Source organism: Novosphingobium sp. (assembly GCF_019748365.1).
GTDB lineage: Bacteria > Pseudomonadota > Alphaproteobacteria > Sphingomonadales > Sphingomonadaceae > Novosphingobium.
Genome location: NZ_JAIEPN010000004.1, coordinates 17,707 through 34,998, shown reverse-complemented (window position 1 = coordinate 34,998; position 17,292 = coordinate 17,707). Strand labels below are relative to the sequence as shown.

The 17,292-nt window shown below is 67.0% G+C and carries 14 protein-coding genes; 4 read left to right on the top strand and 10 right to left on the bottom strand.

From position 1 onward, the window contains the following. Nucleotides 1–32 precede the first annotated feature (32 nt). Entirely contained in the window at nt 33–2,711 is a 2,679-nt protein-coding gene (locus K5Q19_RS00845) for a M1 family metallopeptidase (protein ID WP_292939878.1), read from the top strand. Here K5Q19_RS00845 and K5Q19_RS00840 read toward each other — a convergent pair. The 6 genes from K5Q19_RS00840 to K5Q19_RS00815 all read right to left on the bottom strand — a co-directional run bounded on the left by K5Q19_RS00840 (nt 2,704) and on the right by K5Q19_RS00815 (nt 8,310). Then, the gene (locus K5Q19_RS00840; protein WP_292939875.1) at nt 2,704–4,143 is read right to left on the bottom strand and encodes an ATP-binding protein; all 1,440 of its coding nucleotides are present in this window, start codon (nt 4,141–4,143) and stop codon (nt 2,704–2,706) included. The two genes, K5Q19_RS00845 and K5Q19_RS00840, sit on opposite strands and share 8 nt — an antisense overlap. Further along, a complete protein-coding gene (locus K5Q19_RS00835) occupies nt 4,136–4,894 on the bottom strand; it encodes a response regulator (RefSeq protein ID WP_292939873.1) in 759 nt (252 codons plus the stop codon). The genes K5Q19_RS00840 and K5Q19_RS00835 overlap by 8 nt, the downstream gene beginning before the upstream one ends. Nucleotides 4,895–4,897: 3 nt before the next feature. Further along, nucleotides 4,898–5,560, bottom strand: coding sequence for an EF-hand domain-containing protein (locus K5Q19_RS00830; RefSeq protein ID WP_292939870.1), 663 nt, complete (start codon nt 5,558–5,560; stop codon nt 4,898–4,900). A 118-nt stretch (nt 5,561–5,678) separates the two neighbouring features. Continuing rightward, nucleotides 5,679–6,074, bottom strand: coding sequence for a cupin domain-containing protein (locus K5Q19_RS00825; protein WP_292939867.1), 396 nt, complete (start codon nt 6,072–6,074; stop codon nt 5,679–5,681). A gap of 5 nt (nt 6,075–6,079) precedes the next feature. After that, entirely contained in the window at nt 6,080–6,454 is a 375-nt protein-coding gene (locus K5Q19_RS00820) for a VOC family protein (RefSeq protein ID WP_292939865.1), read from the bottom strand. A gap of 56 nt (nt 6,455–6,510) precedes the next feature. Further along, nucleotides 6,511–8,310 (bottom strand): aminopeptidase P family protein, encoded by a 1,800-nt coding sequence (locus K5Q19_RS00815; RefSeq protein ID WP_292940119.1) that lies wholly within the window; start codon nt 8,308–8,310, stop codon nt 6,511–6,513. 71 nt (nt 8,311–8,381) lie between these two features. Here K5Q19_RS00815 and K5Q19_RS00810 point away from each other — a divergent pair, with 71 nt between their 5' ends. Further along, nucleotides 8,382–10,445 carry a S9 family peptidase gene (locus K5Q19_RS00810; protein ID WP_292939862.1) on the top strand — a complete coding sequence of 688 codons (2,064 nt, stop codon included), beginning with the start codon at nt 8,382–8,384 and terminating at the stop codon, nt 10,443–10,445. 2 nt (nt 10,446–10,447) lie between these two features. After that, nucleotides 10,448–10,834 carry an acyl-CoA thioesterase gene (locus K5Q19_RS00805; protein ID WP_292940116.1) on the top strand — a complete coding sequence of 129 codons (387 nt, stop codon included), beginning with the start codon at nt 10,448–10,450 and terminating at the stop codon, nt 10,832–10,834. Here the strand turns inward: K5Q19_RS00805 and K5Q19_RS00800 are convergent. Both K5Q19_RS00800 and ald read right to left on the bottom strand, forming a co-directional pair. Next, complete coding sequence (locus K5Q19_RS00800; protein WP_292939859.1) at nt 10,831–12,540, bottom strand: diguanylate cyclase; 1,710 nt, start codon at nt 12,538–12,540, stop codon at nt 10,831–10,833. The two genes, K5Q19_RS00805 and K5Q19_RS00800, sit on opposite strands and share 4 nt — an antisense overlap. A gap of 52 nt (nt 12,541–12,592) precedes the next feature. Beyond that, complete coding sequence (gene ald, locus K5Q19_RS00795; protein ID WP_292939856.1) at nt 12,593–13,708, bottom strand: alanine dehydrogenase; 1,116 nt, start codon at nt 13,706–13,708, stop codon at nt 12,593–12,595. A 135-nt stretch (nt 13,709–13,843) separates the two neighbouring features. Between ald and K5Q19_RS00790 the strand changes: the two genes are divergently transcribed. After that, nucleotides 13,844–14,311 (top strand): Lrp/AsnC family transcriptional regulator, encoded by a 468-nt coding sequence (locus K5Q19_RS00790; protein ID WP_292939854.1) that lies wholly within the window; start codon nt 13,844–13,846, stop codon nt 14,309–14,311. Here the strand turns inward: K5Q19_RS00790 and K5Q19_RS00785 are convergent. Beyond that, on the bottom strand, nt 14,268–14,702 hold the full coding sequence (locus K5Q19_RS00785) for a hypothetical protein (protein ID WP_292939852.1): 435 nt from the start codon (nt 14,700–14,702) through the stop codon (nt 14,268–14,270). The two genes, K5Q19_RS00790 and K5Q19_RS00785, sit on opposite strands and share 44 nt — an antisense overlap. A gap of 154 nt (nt 14,703–14,856) precedes the next feature. After that, nucleotides 14,857–17,256 (bottom strand): DNA translocase FtsK 4TM domain-containing protein, encoded by a 2,400-nt coding sequence (locus K5Q19_RS00780; protein ID WP_292939850.1) that lies wholly within the window; start codon nt 17,254–17,256, stop codon nt 14,857–14,859. Nucleotides 17,257–17,292: the final 36 nt, after the last annotated feature.

The following is a 17,292-nucleotide window of genomic DNA, read 5'->3' as shown; positions in this document are numbered from 1 at the left end:
CGGGCCTGCCCGGATTGACCTGAAAGGTTTCCATGCGTTCGATCATGCCCAAGGCGGCACTTCTGGCTGCGACCCTGCTCGCCGGCACTTTCCTCGTTTCCCCCGCGCTGGCCCAGCAGCCGGCTGCCGAAGCTCCGATCCCCGCCGAAGCCGGCGTGATGCCCGCAGGCAAGCTCGATGGCGCGGTGGTGCCGCAGGTCTATCGGCTCGATCTCACCGTCGATCCCACCAAGGAGCGCTTCTCCGGCCACGTCGAGATCGACGTCGAGGTGAAGAAGGCCGGGCGCTACGTGTGGATGCATGGGCGTGATCTGAAGGTCGGCAAGGTCACCGCGATGGTCGGCGGCCAGCCGGTTGCCGGCACCTTCCGGCAGGTCGATCCGACCGGCGTCGCGCTGCTGACGTTCGATGCGCCGCTGCCTGCGGGCAAGACCACGTTCGCTTTCGACTACGACGCGCCGTTCGGTGAAGGCCCCGCCGGCATGTTCCGCGTGAAGGTGGGCGACGACTGGTATTCCTGGACCCAGCACGAATCTATCGATGCGCGCGCGAGCTTCCCCTCGTTTGACGAGCCCGGCTTCAAGGTGCCGTGGAATGTCACCCTGCGCACGCCCGAGGGCCTCAAGGCTGTCAGCAACGCGCCCGAGATCAAGACCGAAACCGCCGGCGGCGTGACCGTCCACACTTTCGGGCAGACATTGCCGCTGCCGAGCTACCTCGTGGCGATGATGGTCGGCCCGTTCGTGACGGTGGAAGGCGTGGTGCCCCCCACCCCGCAGCGCGCGACGCCGCTGCCGATCCGCATCGTCTCGACCAGGCAGAATGCCGGCAAGCTCGATTTCGCGCTCGAAGGCACCAAGGGCATCGTCGAGCACCTCGAGGCCTATTTCGGCCAGAGCTTTCCCTACCCCAAGCTCGACCAGATCACGACGCCGATCCTGCCGGGCGCCATGGAAAACGCAGGCGCGGACCTCTATGCCGACAGCATTCTCGTGATGGATGACAAGGCCTCGACCGCGCAGAAGCGCACCTTCGGCATGGTCGTTTCGCACGAGTTGGCCCACCAGTGGTTCGGCGATCTCGTCACCCCGGCATGGTGGGACGACATCTGGCTCAACGAAAGCTTCGCCAACTGGATGGGCTTCCGCATCGGCAACGAGTGGCGGCCCGATCTCAACATCGGCGCGGGCGCGCTGGCCGAAGGGTTCAGCGCGATGGGTATCGACGCGCTCGTCGCGGGCCGGCCGATCCATCAGCCGATCGAGAAGAACGCCCAGATCGACGCCGCCTTTGACACGATCACCTATGGCAAGGGCGGCCATGTCGTCGCGATGATCGCGGCCTTCATGGGCGATACCAAGTTCCGCGATGGCGTGCGCGGCTACATGGCGGCGCACAAGTATGGCAACGCGACGAGCGCCGAGTTCTTCAAAGCCATGGCCGAAGCGGCGGGCGATCCGCGCATCCTGCCCGCGATGCAGAGCTTCACCGATCAGCAGGGCGTGCCGCTGGTAACGCTGGCACGTTCAGGCCCGCACAGCTGGAAGGTGACGCAGAGCCGCTTCGTGCGCTATGGCATGAAGGGCCCCGACACGGCCTGGGGCATCCCGCTGTGCCTGCGCCAGAGCGATGTGCGCCAGTGCACGCTGATGACCGGCAAGACCACGACGGTGACGCTGAAGAGCATGGGGCCGATCATGCCCAACGCGGGCGGCACCGGTTATTACCGCTTCGAGCTGCCCGCGAAGGAATGGGACGCGCTCATCGCCGCGACGCCAGCGCTGAGCGGCGGCGAGGCGCTGGCCGTGATGGATAGCATGAATGCCAGCTTCTACGCCGGGCGGCTGACCTCCGATCAGCTGATTGCCGGTTCGCGCGCGCTGGCGGCCAATCCGGACAGCTACGCCAGCGGTGATGCCACGGGTCTGCTGCAGGCCATGGCCGACCGCGGTGTGATTGCGGAAAGCGCGAAGCCGAAGTTCCGTGCCTTTGTTGATGCGCTCTATGCGCCGCAGCTCAAGGCGCTGGGGCTCGATCCGAAGGCGGGCGCGCATGCCGGGGATGATCCGGAGAAGCAGCAGCGCCGCGTCCAGCTGGTCGAACTGTTGGCCGGCACCGCGCGCGACGCGGCCCTGCGGACGAAGCTTTCGAGCGCGGTCGATGCCTATCTGGGCGGCGATGCGGGCGCGCTCGATCCCGCGCTGTTCGGCGCGGCGTTCGACGCGTGGCTGGGTGCGCACAAGCTGGATGGCGCGAAGGCGCTGATGGACAAGGCGCTGGCCTCGGAAGATCCGCTGTTCCGCCCCGCAGCGCTCGGCGCGATCGGTTCGAGCGGTGATACGGCGACCGCCAGGTGGCTGCTCGACGAGTTTCAGGACAAGCGCCTGCGCCAGTCTGAAAAGCTCAATTTCGTGCGCTATGTGGTCTACACGCCCGAGACGCGCGACTGGGGCTACAGCTGGATGAAGGCGCATCTCGACGAGCTGCTGAACGGCGGCGCGGGCATCTTCTTCGGCGCGCGGCTGCCGCAGATTCTTTCGGGCTTCTGCTCGGTGGCGCAGGCTGACGAGTTTGACGGGCTGCGCGCGAAGTTTGCGGGCAAATCGGGCGCGCTGGAGCTGGAGCGCACGATCGAACGCGTGCGCGCCTGCGGCAAGCTGAAGGACGCGCGCGGAGCCGAACTGACCGCGGCGATCGCGAAGCTCAAGTAAGCGGCAGGCGCAAGGTGGCGGTGAGGCCCATGGTCTCGCCGCCATCCCGCCGGTTGGCGAGAGTGAGCGAGCCGCCGTGCTGATCGGCAATGGCGCGGGCGAGCGTGAGGCCTAGGCCCGCGCCGCCGGTCGATGAATTGCGCGAGGCTTCGAGCCGGGTGAACGGCTCGAGCATGCGGGCGATCTCGTGCTCGGGAATGCCGGGGCCATCGTCCTCGACCGTGAGCACGGCCTCGCCGCCCTCGCGCCGCAGCGTGATCCGGGCACGGATGCCATAGCGCAGTGCATTTGAGACGAGATTGCGCAGTGCGCGGCGCAGCCAGGTCGCGCGCAGCGGCATGACGATGCGGGTCGCATCGCCCAGCGTGACGTCCTCGCCCATGTCCTCGTATTCGCCGACGACATCGGCGACGAGAGCGCTGAGTTCGGTCGATTCCAGCGGATCGGACGGGCGACCGACGCGGGCAAGACTCAGGATATCGTCGAGCGAGCGATTGATATCCTCGATGGTGGCGGCCATGCGGCCCCGCTCGGTATCGTCCTCCACCGCTTCGATGCGGACACGCAGCGCGGCGAGCGGCGTCTTGAGATCGTGGCCGATCGCGCCGAGCATGACGTCCTTCTCATCCAGCAGCGCACCGACGCGCCGCTCCATCGCATTGTGCGCGACGATCAGGCGGCGGATGTCGTCCGGCCCTTCCGGCTCGAGCTGCCCGGCCAGCGCGCGCGAACGGGCGAAGGCTTCGACTTGCGCGGTGAGCGCCTTCAGCGGCCGCGCGATGCGGCGCAGGATCAGCGCGACCGCGCCGACCAGCACGATGTAGATGAAAAGCGTCTGCAGGATCAGCGTGGTCAGCATCGCGCGTTCGGTGCGCGGGGCGAGCAGGCGCGCGGTGAGCCAAGTGCCTTCCGTGCGGCCGATCGCTGCGACGATCAGGCGCGGACGCGGCGCGCCGGACGGGCGGCCCATGCGCGCCTTGCGGTGGGCAAGCCATTCGGTGATGGCCGGATCGCGCGCCGGATCGCGCTCGGCCACGTAGAGGCGCGAGGCATCGACACCTTGCGCTTCGAGCACCTGCCGCAGGGCCTGTTCGATCTCCGGGCGGCGGCGATCACCGGCGAGTTGGGGGAAGCGCGCTTCTTCCTGCACGCGCAGCGGGCGCGGCATGCGGAAGCCGATTTCGGGCCCCTCGCCGCTGGGAAGCGGAGGCGCATCGGGCGGGGGCGGGCCGAACTGCGCGCGCGGGTTGCGGCCGAGCAGGCTGAACGCTGCGTAGTTGACGAGGCCGGCGAAGTGCCGCTCGTGCTGCATGCGCCACATCAGCGCGGCCGAGAGCCCCTGTGCGACCATCAGCGCGAGCGCGATGGCGAGCAGCATCTGCCCTTGCAGACTGCGCGGCCAGAACCTGAAGCTTACTTGAGCTTCAGCCATCGGCTGGAACCTTGCGCACTTCGGCGGCGAGCATGTAGCCGCCCCCCCACACCGTCTGGATCAGTTCGGGATTGCGGCTGTCGCGCTCGATCTTGCGGCGCAGGCGGCTGATCTGGTTGTCGACCGCGCGGTCGAACAAGTGCGCCTCGCGGCCCTGCACCATATCGAGCAGGCGGTCGCGGTCGAGCACCTGGCGGGGGTGATCGAGGAAGGCGACGAGCAGGCGGAACTCGGCGGAAGAGATGGCGACGACCGCACCTTCGCTGTCCGTCAGGCGGCGGCGCAGCGGATCGAGCCGCCAGCCTTCGAAGGTGTAGTGGAACTGATCGGCGGCGGCGCTTTCCGCCACGCCCGGCGCGCGCGCGGCGCGGCGCAGCACGGAGCGGATGCGGGCAACGAGCTCGCGCGGATCGAAGGGCTTTACCACATAGTCGTCGGCGCCGATCTCGAGCCCGACGATGCGGTCGGTCGATTCGCCGCGCGCGGTGAGGAAGATCACCGGCAGCTGGCGTGCCTCGACAAGGTGACGGCACAGCGAGAGGCCGTCCTCGCCGGGCATCATGATATCGAGGAGGACGATGTCGTAGACTTCCGCGGCGAGGCGCGCGCGGGCTTCGGCCGCGCTGGCGGCCTGCTCCGCGGCAAACCCCTGCCGGACCAGATAGTCCGACAGGGGCTCGCGCAGGGCAGCTTCGTCATCGACCACCAGCACACGGGTCGTGGCAGGAAGGGATGCCGGAGTTACCGCCATGGATCAGGCACCGGGAGGCGGCGGGGGCGGCATGTCGCCCATATCACCGCCCATGCCGTGATGGCCGCGCATGCCGCGGCCCTTGCCCCAGCCGCCGTGCTCCTTGCGCATGGACATCCACGCGGCGCGGCGTTCGGCGGCGGTCAGCTTGCCGTCGTGGTTGGTATCGGCCGCATCGAAGCGCGCCTTGGCGGCGGCGTCGAACTCGGCGCGGGTGATCGTCTTGTCGTGGTTGGTATCGGCCTTCTCGGCCATTTCATGGAGCATGTGTGCGCCGCGGCCCATCATCATGCCCATCCCGGCGCCCGGGGGCGGGGGCGGCATGGCGCCTGTTGCGCCGTCGCGGCCCTTCCAGCCGCCTTCCATCATTGCCTTGTGGTGCGCCATGAACTCGGCCTTGCTGACCGAGCCATCGTGGTTGGCATCGATCGTGTCGAACATCTCGGCCATCTTGGCCTCGCGGTCGGCGGCATTGAGCACACCATCCTTGTTCACGTCCAGCTTCGTCCACATCATGTCGATCTTGGCCTTGGCATCGGCCCAGGTCACGTCCTTGTCGCCCATGGGATCGCGGCCGGACTGCGCAAAGGCCGGGTAGGCAGCATAGAGCGCCGTGGCGGCGGTAAGGGCTATGGCCGCTGAAGCGGCGAGCGTGGTCTTTTTCATGAATCTCGGTCCTTGTTGCGGGCGGAACGGGGGCTTTCCGCTGTCTGCCGTCTAGACCGGGGTTGTCGCAGGGTTATGCCGCCGACGCAGAGTTTTGTCGCACTTTGTCGCGCAGGTTTCAACGCGGGCGGTGCTCGGTGCCCACGCCTGCCGTGATGAACAGCGCGCTGGCCTCGGCCGAGACGAGATCCATGGTGTGCCATGCGCCGGGCGGGACGACCTCATATTCGCCCGCCACAAGCCGGACTTCAGCTGTGGTGCCATCGGCATGTTCCAGATGAAGCACCACCTCGCCGCGCATCAGCAAGACGACTTCATCGCCCGCCGGGTGCATTTCCCAACTGTCCCAGCTCGCGGTGAAATCATAGGCACTGACCAGCCGCCCCTCCGCACCATCAGCGGCGTGGCGGGTGACGTAATCGGCGTACCACGCCATTCCGGTGAAAGCGGGTTGCGGCACGGCGCGCGCACCGAGCCCGATATGAATGGGGTTCGTATCGAGCCGGTGCGCCATGGCCGTCAGCCCCCCATCACGAAGGCATTGAGCTTGTTGCCATCAGGATCGCGGAAATAGGCGGCATAGAACCCGCCCTCGCCGCGCGGCCCCGGACGACCTTCGCAAGTGCCGCCGTTGGCGAGCGCGGCGGCATAAAGCCGGTCGACGTGTGCGGGGTCCTTCGCTTCCAGCGCGACCATCACGCCGTTGCCGACGGTGGCCGGCTCGCCGTTGTAGGGCTTCATCAGGCCGATCCCGGCCGCGCCGTCCGCTTCGCCCCAGGCAATCGCGCCGTCCCATTCGTACATGCGCTTGGTGCCCATTTCCGCCGCCAGCGCATCATAGAATGCCGCGCCGCGCGCGAGATCGTTGGTTCCCAAAGTGACGTAGCCGATCATGTCCTTCTCCTCTTCCGCGAGTCGCGATAGCTAGAACATAACACGAACAAAAACGCTTACAACGGGGCGCAGGCAGCCTCGAGCCAATCGAGGTCCGCACCCGAAAGCTGCGGTGCCAGCAGATCGCGGACTTTCGCGTGATAGCTGTTCCACCAGTCGCGCTCGTGCGGCAGCAGCAGCGCAGGCTCGACCAAGGTGCGGTCGATGGGGGCGAAGGTCAGCGTCTCGAAGCCCATGAACTTGCCTTCGGCGCCGGGGATCGCACGTTCCTCGACGAGGACGAGGTTCTCGATGCGGATGCCGTATTCGCCGGCCTTGTAGTAGCCGGGCTCGTTCGAGAGGATCATGCCGGGGAGCAGGGCCTGCCCAGTGCCGGCCTGCCCGCCCACCGCCTTGGCGATGCGCTGCGGGCCTTCGTGCACGCTGAGGAAGCTGCCGACGCCGTGGCCGGTGCCGTGGGCGTAGTCGAGGCCCGCCGACCACAGGAACTGGCGCGCGAAGCTGTCAAGCTGGCTGCCATTGGTGCCTTCGGGGAAGACGGCGAGATCGAGCGCGATATGGCCCTTGAGCACGCGGGTGAAGCGGTCCTTGACCTCCGCCGGAGGGGCATCAGGGCCGATCCAGACGGTGCGGGTGATGTCGGTCGTGCCATCGAGGTACTGGCCGCCGGAATCGACGAGATAGACGCTGTTGGGCTCGATCTGGCGGTTGCTGTGCTCGTCCACCTTGTAGTGCGGGCTGGCGCCATTGGGCCCGGCGGCAGAGATCGTATCGAACGACAGGTCGCGCAGGAGGCCGGTCTTCTCGCGCTCGGCGCGCAGGGCGGCGGCGGCGGAGAGTTCGGTTTCGGTGCCCTGCGGCGCGGTATTGGAAAGCCAGTGGAGGAAGCGGGTGATCGCGGCGCCATCGCGCGCCTGCGCGGCGCGGTGGCCGGCCTGTTCGACCGGGTTCTTGCAGGCCTTTGGCAGCACGGTGGGATCGGTGAGCGAGACGGCTTCGGCCCCGGCGGCGGCAAGCTGCTGGTAGATCGCGGCGACCGCGCGTTCGGGATCGACCGCGACTTTCTTGCCCGCCAGCGCGGCGAGCGCGGGGGTGAAGGCGGCCCGGTCCTGCACGCGCACGGCGTTGCCGAGGTGCTGGGCGAGTTCGGGCGTCACCTTCTCGGGCGCGATGAAGAGGTCTGCGGTGCCGTCTGCGTGGGCGAGCACGAAGGAGAGGGCGACGGGGGTGCAGTCCACGTCGCTGCCGCGCATGTTGAGCAGCCACGCGACCGAATCGAGCGCGGAAATGACGGCGGCGTCGAGCCCACGCGCAGTGAGCCAGGCGGCGACTTCGGCGCGCTTTTCATGGGCGGAGGCACCGGCGTACTCATCCGGGTGGATCAGCGCGGGGGCGGCGGAGGGCGCGGGGCGGTCCTGCCAGATCGCATCGATCGGGTTCTGCTCGACGGCGACGAGCGAGGCCTTGCGGGCTTTCAGTGCGGCGGCGGTGCTGTCTGCCCAGCCCTTGCCGTGAAGCCATGCGTCATAGCCGATGCGGCTGCCTTCGGGTGCGTTTTCACCCAGCCAGGCGGCGACCGACGTTTGCGGCACGGACTGGTATTCATAAAGGCGGCCATCGACCTGTTCGCGCACCTGCAGCGTGTAGCGCCCGTCAACGAAGATCGCGGCCTTGTCCTTCAACACGACGGCCGTGCCGGCCGAACCGCCGAAGCCGGTCAGCCAGGCGAGGCGCTGGGCATAGGCGCCGACATATTCGCTCATGTGCTCATCGGAAATCGGGATAACAAAGCCGTCGAGCTGCTGGCGCGCGAGTTCCTTGCGCAGCGCATCGAGGCGGGCCTCATGGGTGTTCATCAGCATGGCGTTCTGTCCTGAAGCGTGCTGCCTGCCTTGCAGGCTCATGGATAGCACCATAGATGCGGGGCATGACGGACACCACCCCTGCAGCGCCTCCGGTCGCCGCGAAGAAACCCCACACGTTCACCCACCACGGCGTGACGATCGAGGATCCCTACAACTGGCTGCGCGATCCCGGTTATCCGGAGGTGAAGGACGCCGAGGTGCTGGCGCATCTGGAAGTGGAAAACGCGTGGTTCGAGGCGCGGATGGCGCCGCTGCAGCCGACTGTCGAGACATTGCTCGCTGAGATGCGCGGGCGGATCAAGGAAGCCGACAAGTCGGTGCCACAGAAGGACGGCGACTGGCTCTACTGGATCGAATACGAAGACGGCGCCGAGTACAAGAAGTGGTGGCGGCGCCCGGTCGCCGGAGGGCCGGACGAGCTGATCCTCGACGAGGTGGCGCTGGCGGAGGGCAAGGAATACTTCCGGCTCGGCGCGCTTTCGGTTTCCAGCGACGGGCGGCTGCTCGCCTGGGCTGTCGATGACAATGGCTCGGAGCGCTTCACCGCGCGGATCAAGGTGATCGCGACAGGCGAGGAACTGCCCGATGTGATCCCGGGCACACTGTCCGCGCTTGTCTGGGCAGCGGGCGACAAGGCGCTGGTCTACAGCCTCGCCAATGCGCAGTGGCGGACGGACAATGCGCGGCTGCACTGGCTGGGGACGCCGGTGGAAAGCGATGTCGAGCTCTATCATGAGCACGACGAGGGCTTCCGCGTTTCCGCCGGGCTTTCGGCGAACGACGAGTGGCTGGTGATTGCGACCGGCGACCACGAGACGAGCGAAGTGCGGCTGGTGCCTGCTGCCGATCCGCTGGCTGCGCCGCTGCTGGTGAAGGCGCGGGAGACTGGCGTCGAGTATGATGTGGATGTGCGGGGCGAGACGCTGTTCATCCACACCAACGACACGCACGAGAACTTCCGCCTCGCCACCGCGCCGCTAGGCAATCCCGGCGAATGGTCCACGCTGATCGAGGGGACGGATGACTTCTACCTGACCGGGTTCGACTTGTTCCGCGATTTCTATGTGGTTGAAGGCCGGGTGCGCGGGCTCGACCGGATCGAGGTGCGTTACTACGATGATCCGGCGCGGATCGAGCCGATTGCCTTTCCGGAAGCGAGCTATGAAGCCTCGCTGGGTGACAATCCGGAATGGGCGATGGACAAGCTGCGCGTGAGCTACGAGTCCATGACCAGCCCGGCTTCGGTCTATGACTATCACGTGGCCGAAGGGCGGCTGGAGCTGCTGAAGACGCAGGAAATCCCGAGCGGCTACGACGCATCGCTCTATGAGACGGCGCGGCTGGAGATCACCGCGCGCGATGGCACGGCAGTGCCGGTCTCGCTGGTGTGGCGCAAGGGCCGGGAACAAGGCGGCCCCCTCTATCTCTACGGCTACGGCGCTTATGGCATTGCCATCGGGCCGGGTTTCTCGACGACGCGGCTGAGCCTGATAGACCGCGGCTTTGCCTATGCCATCGCGCATATCCGGGGCGGTGATGATCTCGGGCGGCGCTGGTACAAGGCGGGGAAGCTGGAGCAGCGGACGAATACGTTCCACGACTTCGTCGACGTGGCGAAGGGTCTGATTGCGGAAGGGTTCACCGCGGCGGGCCGGATCGCGATTGCGGGCGGCTCGGCGGGCGGCGAACTGATGGGCGCGGTGATCAATTCGGATCCCGCGCTGTGGGGCGCAGTGGCGGCGCATGTGCCGTTTGTCGATGTGCTGGCGACCATGCTCGACGAAAGCCTGCCGCTCACGCCGGGCGAATGGCCGGAATGGGGCAACCCGATCGAGGACAAGGATGCGTTCGAGCTGATCCGCTCGTACTCGCCCTATGATCAGGTCTCCGCGCAGGACTACCCGCCGATGCTGGTGACGGCGGGCCTCAACGATCCGCGCGTGACTTATTGGGAACCGGCCAAGTGGGTCGCAAAGCTGCGCGAGCTGAAGACCGACAGCAACGAGCTGCTGCTCAAGACCAACATGGGCGCAGGGCATGGCGGCAAGTCGGGGCGGTTCGAGGGCCTGCGCGAGACGGCGGAGGAGTTCGCCTTCATCCTCGCACAGCTGGGCGTTGCTGTGTGATCATGCACACCAAGACCTTCACCGCAGGGCCCGAGCATATCGACGTGCTGGGCCACGTGAACAACGCGGTGTGGGTGCAGTGGATGGAGGCCCTTGCCACCTCGCACTGGGAAGCGCTGGCGCCGGCGGAGTGGCAGGCGGCCTATGTCTGGGTCGTGACGCGGCACGAGATCGACTATCGCGGCAATATTGTGCTGGGCGAGAGCGTGACGGGCGAAACCTTCGTGCCCGATCCGCCACGCGGCGCGCGGTTCGACCGGCGCGTGGATTTCCGCAATGCCGACGGCAAGGTGATCGTCAGCGCACGGACGCAGTGGGTGCTGATCGATCTGGCCAGCGGGCGCATCCAGCGCGTGCCGGCGGAGATGGCGGCGCTGTTCGTGGACTAGGCGGTCCGCGCCTGCAAATCGGGCGTGAAGCCGGTCAGCCGCTCGCGCATGGTGCGGTTGCGGCCGAGGCGCTTGGCCTCATAGAGCAGGCGGTCGCAGTGGCTGTAGAGCACCGCGAATTCCACATCGAGGTTGCCGGAAAGATCGTGCTCGACCAGACCCATGCTGGCCGTGACGACATGCTCCAGCCCCGGAACGGCTGCGGCGATCCGCGTGCTGAGCGCGCGGCGGCAGCGTTCGGCGCGTTCGGCGCTGCCGGGCCCGCGCAGCAGCATGAGGAATTCCTCGCCGCCCATGCGGATCGCGCAGGCTTCGGGATCTTCGGCCAGCGTGGCCGCGACAACCTTGAGCACGGCATCGCCCACGGCGTGGCCATGCCGGTCGTTGATCCGCTTGAAGTGATCGAGATCGATCACCGCCATGGTGCGATAGCCGAGGCGGAACAGATCGTTGAAGCGGCGCTCGATCGAGTGGCGGTTCCACAGGCCGGTGAGCGCATCGCGGCCGGCAACACCTTCCAGCTCGGTCGCGCGGGCATTGGCAAGGTCGCGCTCGCGCCGCAGTTCAAGGAAGCGGATCACGATGCCGAGCGAATTGGCGAGCACTTCGGCAGCGAGCGCCAGCTGGAAGATTACGACCGATTCGGTTGGGCGGGTGCCGGGCAGAACATAGCTGCCGATGCGGTAGACCCCGACCAGGAGCGTGGGCGCCCAGCCGACCATGAGGAAGATCACCAGTTTGCTGCCGCGCCGCCATGCCGTGACGAGCGCGCCGAAGATGAGGCAGATGGCAAAAGACACCGCGCAGTAGATGCCGAGCGCGCTCCACGGCCGCAGCGCATCGATCTGCAACGACGTGAACACGCCGCCGGCCATGACCAGCGGCGCGCAAGTCAAGAACAGGCGGCGCAGCGCCGGCGACAAGGCATCGGGCTCGAGGAACGTGACGACGAACATCAGCCCGGAGGCAGCGACCGCGCCGAAGCACAGACTGTTGATCGAAATCTCGGTCGCGGCATCGGGACTGGCGAGGATATGGATGAAGCCCGTGCCGAACACCGACTGGACCAGCATCAGGCCGACCATCGCGATGTGCCAAAGCACGAATTCGCGCCGCAGCACGATGTAGAACCCGAAATTGAGCAGCAGCGGCACGATCAGCATGCCGCAGATGGCGGCCATGGTGACAACCACGCCCATATCCCAGCCCGAACCTTCGAGCGTGCTGTCGAGCCGGGCCTCGCTGGCGATGGTCTTGTTCCATGCCTTGTCGATGCGCACGGCAACCTCGCGCGGGGCGTCGGAGGTCCGCGGGAGGGGTAGCACCATCATCGGCCCCGCGACGAGGTGGCGCGAATCAGCCTTGGTGTAGCGGGCCGTACTCACGGCGCCCCTGGCATCGATCACTCGGATGGTGATCGCGGCAAACGGCGAGGCATGGGTGACAAAACTCTGCGCCCGCGGAGCCTCGCGATTGTCGAGCCGGAAGCGCAGGAACAGGCTGTCCGGCCCGATATCGTAGGAGGCATCGGAACAGATCCAGCGCTGCGGCGCACGATCAAGGTCGGCAAGGCGCTCGCCCGCTGCGGCTGAAGCATGGCAGGTCTGGCTTGCGACAACGGGCGCTGCGGCAGCGGGCATGCCGAACAGGCCAGATAGCAAAGCCACCAGCCCGAACAGCACAAATCTGCGCCACATCCAGTCCATGGGACCGGTTCTATCGAAATGGGCTTAGAGCGGAGTTAACTCCGCCCCGGAGTCAGGCAAGTAGTTCCGCGACCGGCCGGTAAACATAACCCAGTTCGCGCGCGACCGCTTCGTAGGTCACTTCGCCGGCATGGACGTTGAGCCCCGCGGCGAGATGGGGGTTGGCGGCGAGCGCCGCCTTCCAGCCGAGATCGGCTATTCTGAGGGCATGCGGCAAGGTCACGTTGTTGAGCGCATAAGTGCTGGTGCGCGCGACGCCGCCGGGCATGTTGGCCACGCAATAGTGGACGATGCCATCGACCACGAAGGTCGGTTCGGCATGGGTCGTCGCGCGGCTGGTTTCGAAACAACCGCCCTGATCGATCGCGACGTCGACGAGCACCGCGCCGGGCTTCATCGTCGCGAGCATGTCGCGCGTGACAAGCTTGGGCGCGGCGGCGCCGGGGATCAGCACGGCGCCGATGACGAGATCCGCCTCGGCGACACAATCGGCAAGGTTCGCGCGGTTGGAAAAGCGCGTCTTGGCACGGCTTTCGAAATGGGTGCCGAGCCGCTCGAGCACTTCGGGATCGCGGTCGAGAATGGTGACGTCAGCGCCGAGGCCGGCAGCCATTTGCGCCGCGTTGAAGCCGACGACCCCGCCGCCGATCACCGCGACCTTGGCTGGCAGCACGCCGGGCACGCCGCCGAGCAGCACGCCGCGGCCGCCGTGCGCCTTTTCAAGCGCGGTGGCGCCGGCCTGGATCGCCATGCGCCCCGCAACCTGGCTCATCGGCTTGAGCAGCGGGAGCTGGTTGCCGGGGCCGGTCACGGTTTCATAGGCAATCGCGGTGACGCCGGACTTCACGAGATCGGCGGTCTGCTCCGGATCGGGCGCGAGGTGGAGATAGGTGAAGAGAATCTGGCCTTCGCGCAGCTGGGCGCGCTCGACGGCCTGCGGTTCCTTGACCTTCACGACCATTTCACACTCGGCGAAGATCGTGGCGGCATCGGGCTTGATCACCGCGCCGGCGGCTTCGTAATCGCGGTCCGCCGCGCCGATGCCGAGCCCGGCGCCGGTTTCGACCCAGACTTCGTGGCCATGTGCGGCAAGTTCGCGCGCGCTCTCGGGCGTCAGACCGACGCGGTATTCGTGGTTCTTGATCTCACGGACGGTACCGACACGCATGGCAGGATCCTTTTCGCTGGCTGCTGCCAAAAGGATACACCCACGCGCGCGCGCTGTTTCACCTGATTGGCCATATCGCGTGGCCTGATTTGGTGATATTTCCTGGCCATTGCCAGAAAATCAGGAAAATCTTGCATGGATCGAATTGACGCCGCTTTGATTGATGCACTGCAGCACGACTCGGCGCGACCCATTGCCACGCTGGCCGAGGCGGTCGCGCTCTCCCCCTCGGCCTGCCACCGCCGCATCCGCGCACTGGAGGAAGCCGGGGTGATCAGCGGGTACGCCGCGCGCGTCGATCCTCGCCGGATCGGGCTTGCCGCACTCGTCTTCGTCGAGATCACCCTGACCAGCCAGAGCCGCGAGGCAATGGACCGTTTCGAGCGCGCGGTGGGGGATTTCGATGATATTCTCGAATGCCACCTGATGTCCGGCGGGGCGGACTACCTGCTGCGCGTGGCGGCGGCGGACCTTGACCAGTACGACCGCATCCACCGCGATTGCCTCGCGCGGCTGCCGGGAGTCTCGTCGATGCGCTCGAGCTTCTCGCTGCGCCAGATCAAGCGGTTCGCGGGCTATCCGGTTCCCGGCGGACGGGCATAGGCGGAGCCTTTCGCGGACGTTCTGCCTTCTTGTCCGCACTGTCGAGCAGGGTCAGATCGCTGCCCGGTTCGTCCATGCCATATCGCGCCCGCAGTTCGAGCTTGAAGGCATTGATCGCCGCCTCGTCGGCCAGATGATCGACGGTGAAGCGGCGGACGACGAGTTCGTCGGCGCTGTCGAGCACGGTGAGGAAGCGCCCCGTAGCTTTCTCGGCAAGGTGCGCCACATCGAGCCCATCTGCAATCGACCAGCGGTGTTTGCCCCGGGTGACAATGCGCCGGCCGCAATGGCGGCAAATGCTATAGATCGAGCCGTCATCCTCGTGCGCGCGCCACGGCGTCGGCTGATGCTGACGCGTGAACCAGCACTGGGACAGCGCTATATAGGGCACGCCATAACCTTTCTCGCGAGGGTTGCACATCGACCCCGGGTGCAGACCCGGTGACCAGCGGCAATGCTAAGGGCAAAGCACGAGCCCGCCAGTCATGAAGTGAGAACGGCCGCAGGCGAAACGCATTAAGGGTCTGCGGGCGCAGCAGTTCCCTTCACAGCGGATTGCCGTCTTTATCGCGGTAAATTTCCCGCCGGCCAACGTGATTGGCGGGGCCCACGAAGCCATCCGCTTCCATGCGCTCGATCCATTTGGAGGCGGTGTTGTAGCCCACGCCCATCTGGCGCTGAACCCAGCTGGCCGAGGCCTTCTGGCTTTCGAACACGAGCTGGCAGACCTGGCGGTACTTGCGCTCTTCCGGGTTGTCCGAGGCGGTCGCGTCGAGGTCGTCGAAGCCGAAGCCGCCATCCTCGGGCTCTTCGGTCACGCTGTCGACGTAGTCCGGGCTACCCTGCCCGCGCCAGTGATCGGCCACGCGCTCGACTTCCTCGTCGCTGACGAAGGGGCCGTGAACGCGCGCGATGGCGCCGGTACTCGGCTTGTAGAGCATGTCGCCCTTGCCGAGCAGCTGCTCGGCACCCTGTTCGCCAAGGATCGTGCGGCTGTCGATGCGGCTGGTGACGGCGAAGCTGATCCGGGTCGGCAGGTTGGCCTTGATTACGCCGGTGATGACATCGACCGAGGGGCGCTGCGTCGCCATGATGAGGTGGATGCCCGCGGCGCGGCTCTTCTGCGAGAGGCGCTGGATGAGGACTTCGATCTCCTTGCCGACGGTGACCATGAGGTCGGCCAGCTCGTCGACGATCACCACGATCTGCGGCAGGACCTGATAATCGAGCTGCTGCTCCTCGAACAGTTCCTCGCCGGTATCGGGATCGAAGCCGACCTGGATGCGGCGGCCCAGCGGCTTGCCCTTGCTGGCGGCAGCGCGGACTTTTTCGTTGAAGCCCGAGATGTTGCGCACGCTGACCGAGGACATCATGCGGTAGCGCCGCTCCATTTCCTCGACCGCCCACTTGAGCGCGCGCACGGCCTTCGAAGGCTCCGTCACCACGGGTGAGAGCAGGTGCGGAATATCGTCGTAGGACTTGAGCTCGAGCACCTTGGGATCGACGAGGATCAGGCGGCACTGCTGCGGTGTCAGCCGGTAGAGCAGCGAGAGCAGAATGCAGTTGAGGCCCACGGACTTGCCCGAGCCGGTGGTGCCCGCGACCAGAAGGTGCGGCATAGTGGCGAGGTCTGCCACAATGGGTTCGCCCGCGATATCCTTGCCGAGGATGATCGGGAGCATGCCCTTCGAATCGACAAACTTGCTGCAGGAGACGAGCTCGCGGAACGAGACCATGTCGCGGACCGCGTTGGGCAGTTCGATGCCCATGACGGTGCGGCCGGGGATCGAGGACACGCGCGCCGAGATCGCGCTCATGTTGCGGGCGATATCGTCGGCAAGGCCGATGACGCGGCTTGCTTTGATGCCCGGCGCTGGTTCCAGCTCGTACATCGTGACGACGGGGCCGGTGCGGACCGCAGTGATTTCGCCCTTCACGTTGAAATCGTCCAGCACGTTCTCGAGCAGGCGCGCATTGCGCTCGAGCGCGAGCTTGTCGATCTTCGGGCCGGTGGCGGCGGGCAGCGGTTCGAGAATGTCGAGACCGGGCAGCTCGTATTGATCGAACAGATCGCCTTGCCGCGCCTTGCCCGCAAGCTGCGCCGGGGCGGGCGGGCGCGAAGGATCGGTGATCTCGGTCGGGCGGCGGCGCGCGGGCGGCGTCTCGGCAGGGAAGACCGCAGCGTCCTCGCCCGCATCGGCGCGCGGTTTGGGCTGGCGCTTGGGCAAGAGCGTGGCGACACCGGCCGCAGCGGGAAGCGCCGGACGTTCGCCGCGGCGCAGGAAAGCGGGCATACGGGGCAGGCGGTGCCAATCGAACGCGAAGACTTGCGCAGTGACGAAGAGGCCGCCGATCCCGGTGATGACGGCGACTCCGCGCACGATCCACAGTTCGGCGGCCGGCACGAAATGCGCCGCGCCGCGAACCAGCGCCGCGCCGAGGAGCCCGCCGAGCCCGCCCGCGCCGGCTGGCAGCGTGCCGCCCGGCCCGGTCAGCATCAGCGCGAAGGCCGTCCCGACGAGCGCCATGGCGAGCACGAGCATCGCCGTGAGGCGCCACCAGGCAGGCAGTGGCTGGAGCTCCTCGTCTTCCTCGTCGATGTCGATCAGATCGCCGGCGGCATCCCACAGCCGCCGCGCGAAGACATAGAGCAGCGGCAGCAGCAGCACGCCGGGCAGGCCGAAGAACAGCAGCACGCGCTCTGCCGCCCAGGCGCCGGGCAGGCCCATCCAGTTTTCGACCGGGCTGCCCGAAGCGGTGCTGCCAGAAGGATCGGTCTGGGTATAGGTCGCCAGCGCGAGGCCGAGCGCAATCATCGCGGCGAACAGCAGCGCCGCGCCGATCAGCTCCGCGCTGCGGCGGAAGCTGCGACGGAGAATCGCGCGCCAGTCGGCAGCCTTGGCGGCACGCCCTGCAGCGGGCGAAACGAGTGCGCGAGATGCCATGGAATCTGTCCCTTCCTGCGCCCTTCATGCGCCCGT

Excerpts from the sequence above, each read along its gene's own strand:
- K5Q19_RS00845 (WP_292939878.1), top strand. The coding sequence starts at position 33 with ATGCGTTCGATCATGCCCAAGGCGGCACTTCTGGCTGCGACCCTGCTC.
- K5Q19_RS00840 (WP_292939875.1), bottom strand. The coding sequence starts at position 4,143 with ATGGCTGAAGCTCAAGTAAGCTTCAGGTTCTGGCCGCGCAGTCTGCAA.
- K5Q19_RS00835 (WP_292939873.1), bottom strand. The coding sequence starts at position 4,894 with ATGGCGGTAACTCCGGCATCCCTTCCTGCCACGACCCGTGTGCTGGTG.
- K5Q19_RS00830 (WP_292939870.1), bottom strand. The coding sequence starts at position 5,560 with ATGAAAAAGACCACGCTCGCCGCTTCAGCGGCCATAGCCCTTACCGCC.
- K5Q19_RS00825 (WP_292939867.1), bottom strand. The coding sequence starts at position 6,074 with ATGGCGCACCGGCTCGATACGAACCCCATTCATATCGGGCTCGGTGCG.
- K5Q19_RS00820 (WP_292939865.1), bottom strand. The coding sequence starts at position 6,454 with ATGATCGGCTACGTCACTTTGGGAACCAACGATCTCGCGCGCGGCGCG.
- K5Q19_RS00815 (WP_292940119.1), bottom strand. The coding sequence starts at position 8,310 with ATGAACACCCATGAGGCCCGCCTCGATGCGCTGCGCAAGGAACTCGCG.
- K5Q19_RS00810 (WP_292939862.1), top strand. The coding sequence starts at position 8,382 with ATGACGGACACCACCCCTGCAGCGCCTCCGGTCGCCGCGAAGAAACCC.
- K5Q19_RS00805 (WP_292940116.1), top strand. The coding sequence starts at position 10,448 with ATGCACACCAAGACCTTCACCGCAGGGCCCGAGCATATCGACGTGCTG.
- K5Q19_RS00800 (WP_292939859.1), bottom strand. The coding sequence starts at position 12,540 with ATGGACTGGATGTGGCGCAGATTTGTGCTGTTCGGGCTGGTGGCTTTG.
- ald (WP_292939856.1), bottom strand. The coding sequence starts at position 13,708 with ATGCGTGTCGGTACCGTCCGTGAGATCAAGAACCACGAATACCGCGTC.
- K5Q19_RS00790 (WP_292939854.1), top strand. The coding sequence starts at position 13,844 with ATGGATCGAATTGACGCCGCTTTGATTGATGCACTGCAGCACGACTCG.
- K5Q19_RS00780 (WP_292939850.1), bottom strand. The coding sequence starts at position 17,256 with ATGGCATCTCGCGCACTCGTTTCGCCCGCTGCAGGGCGTGCCGCCAAG.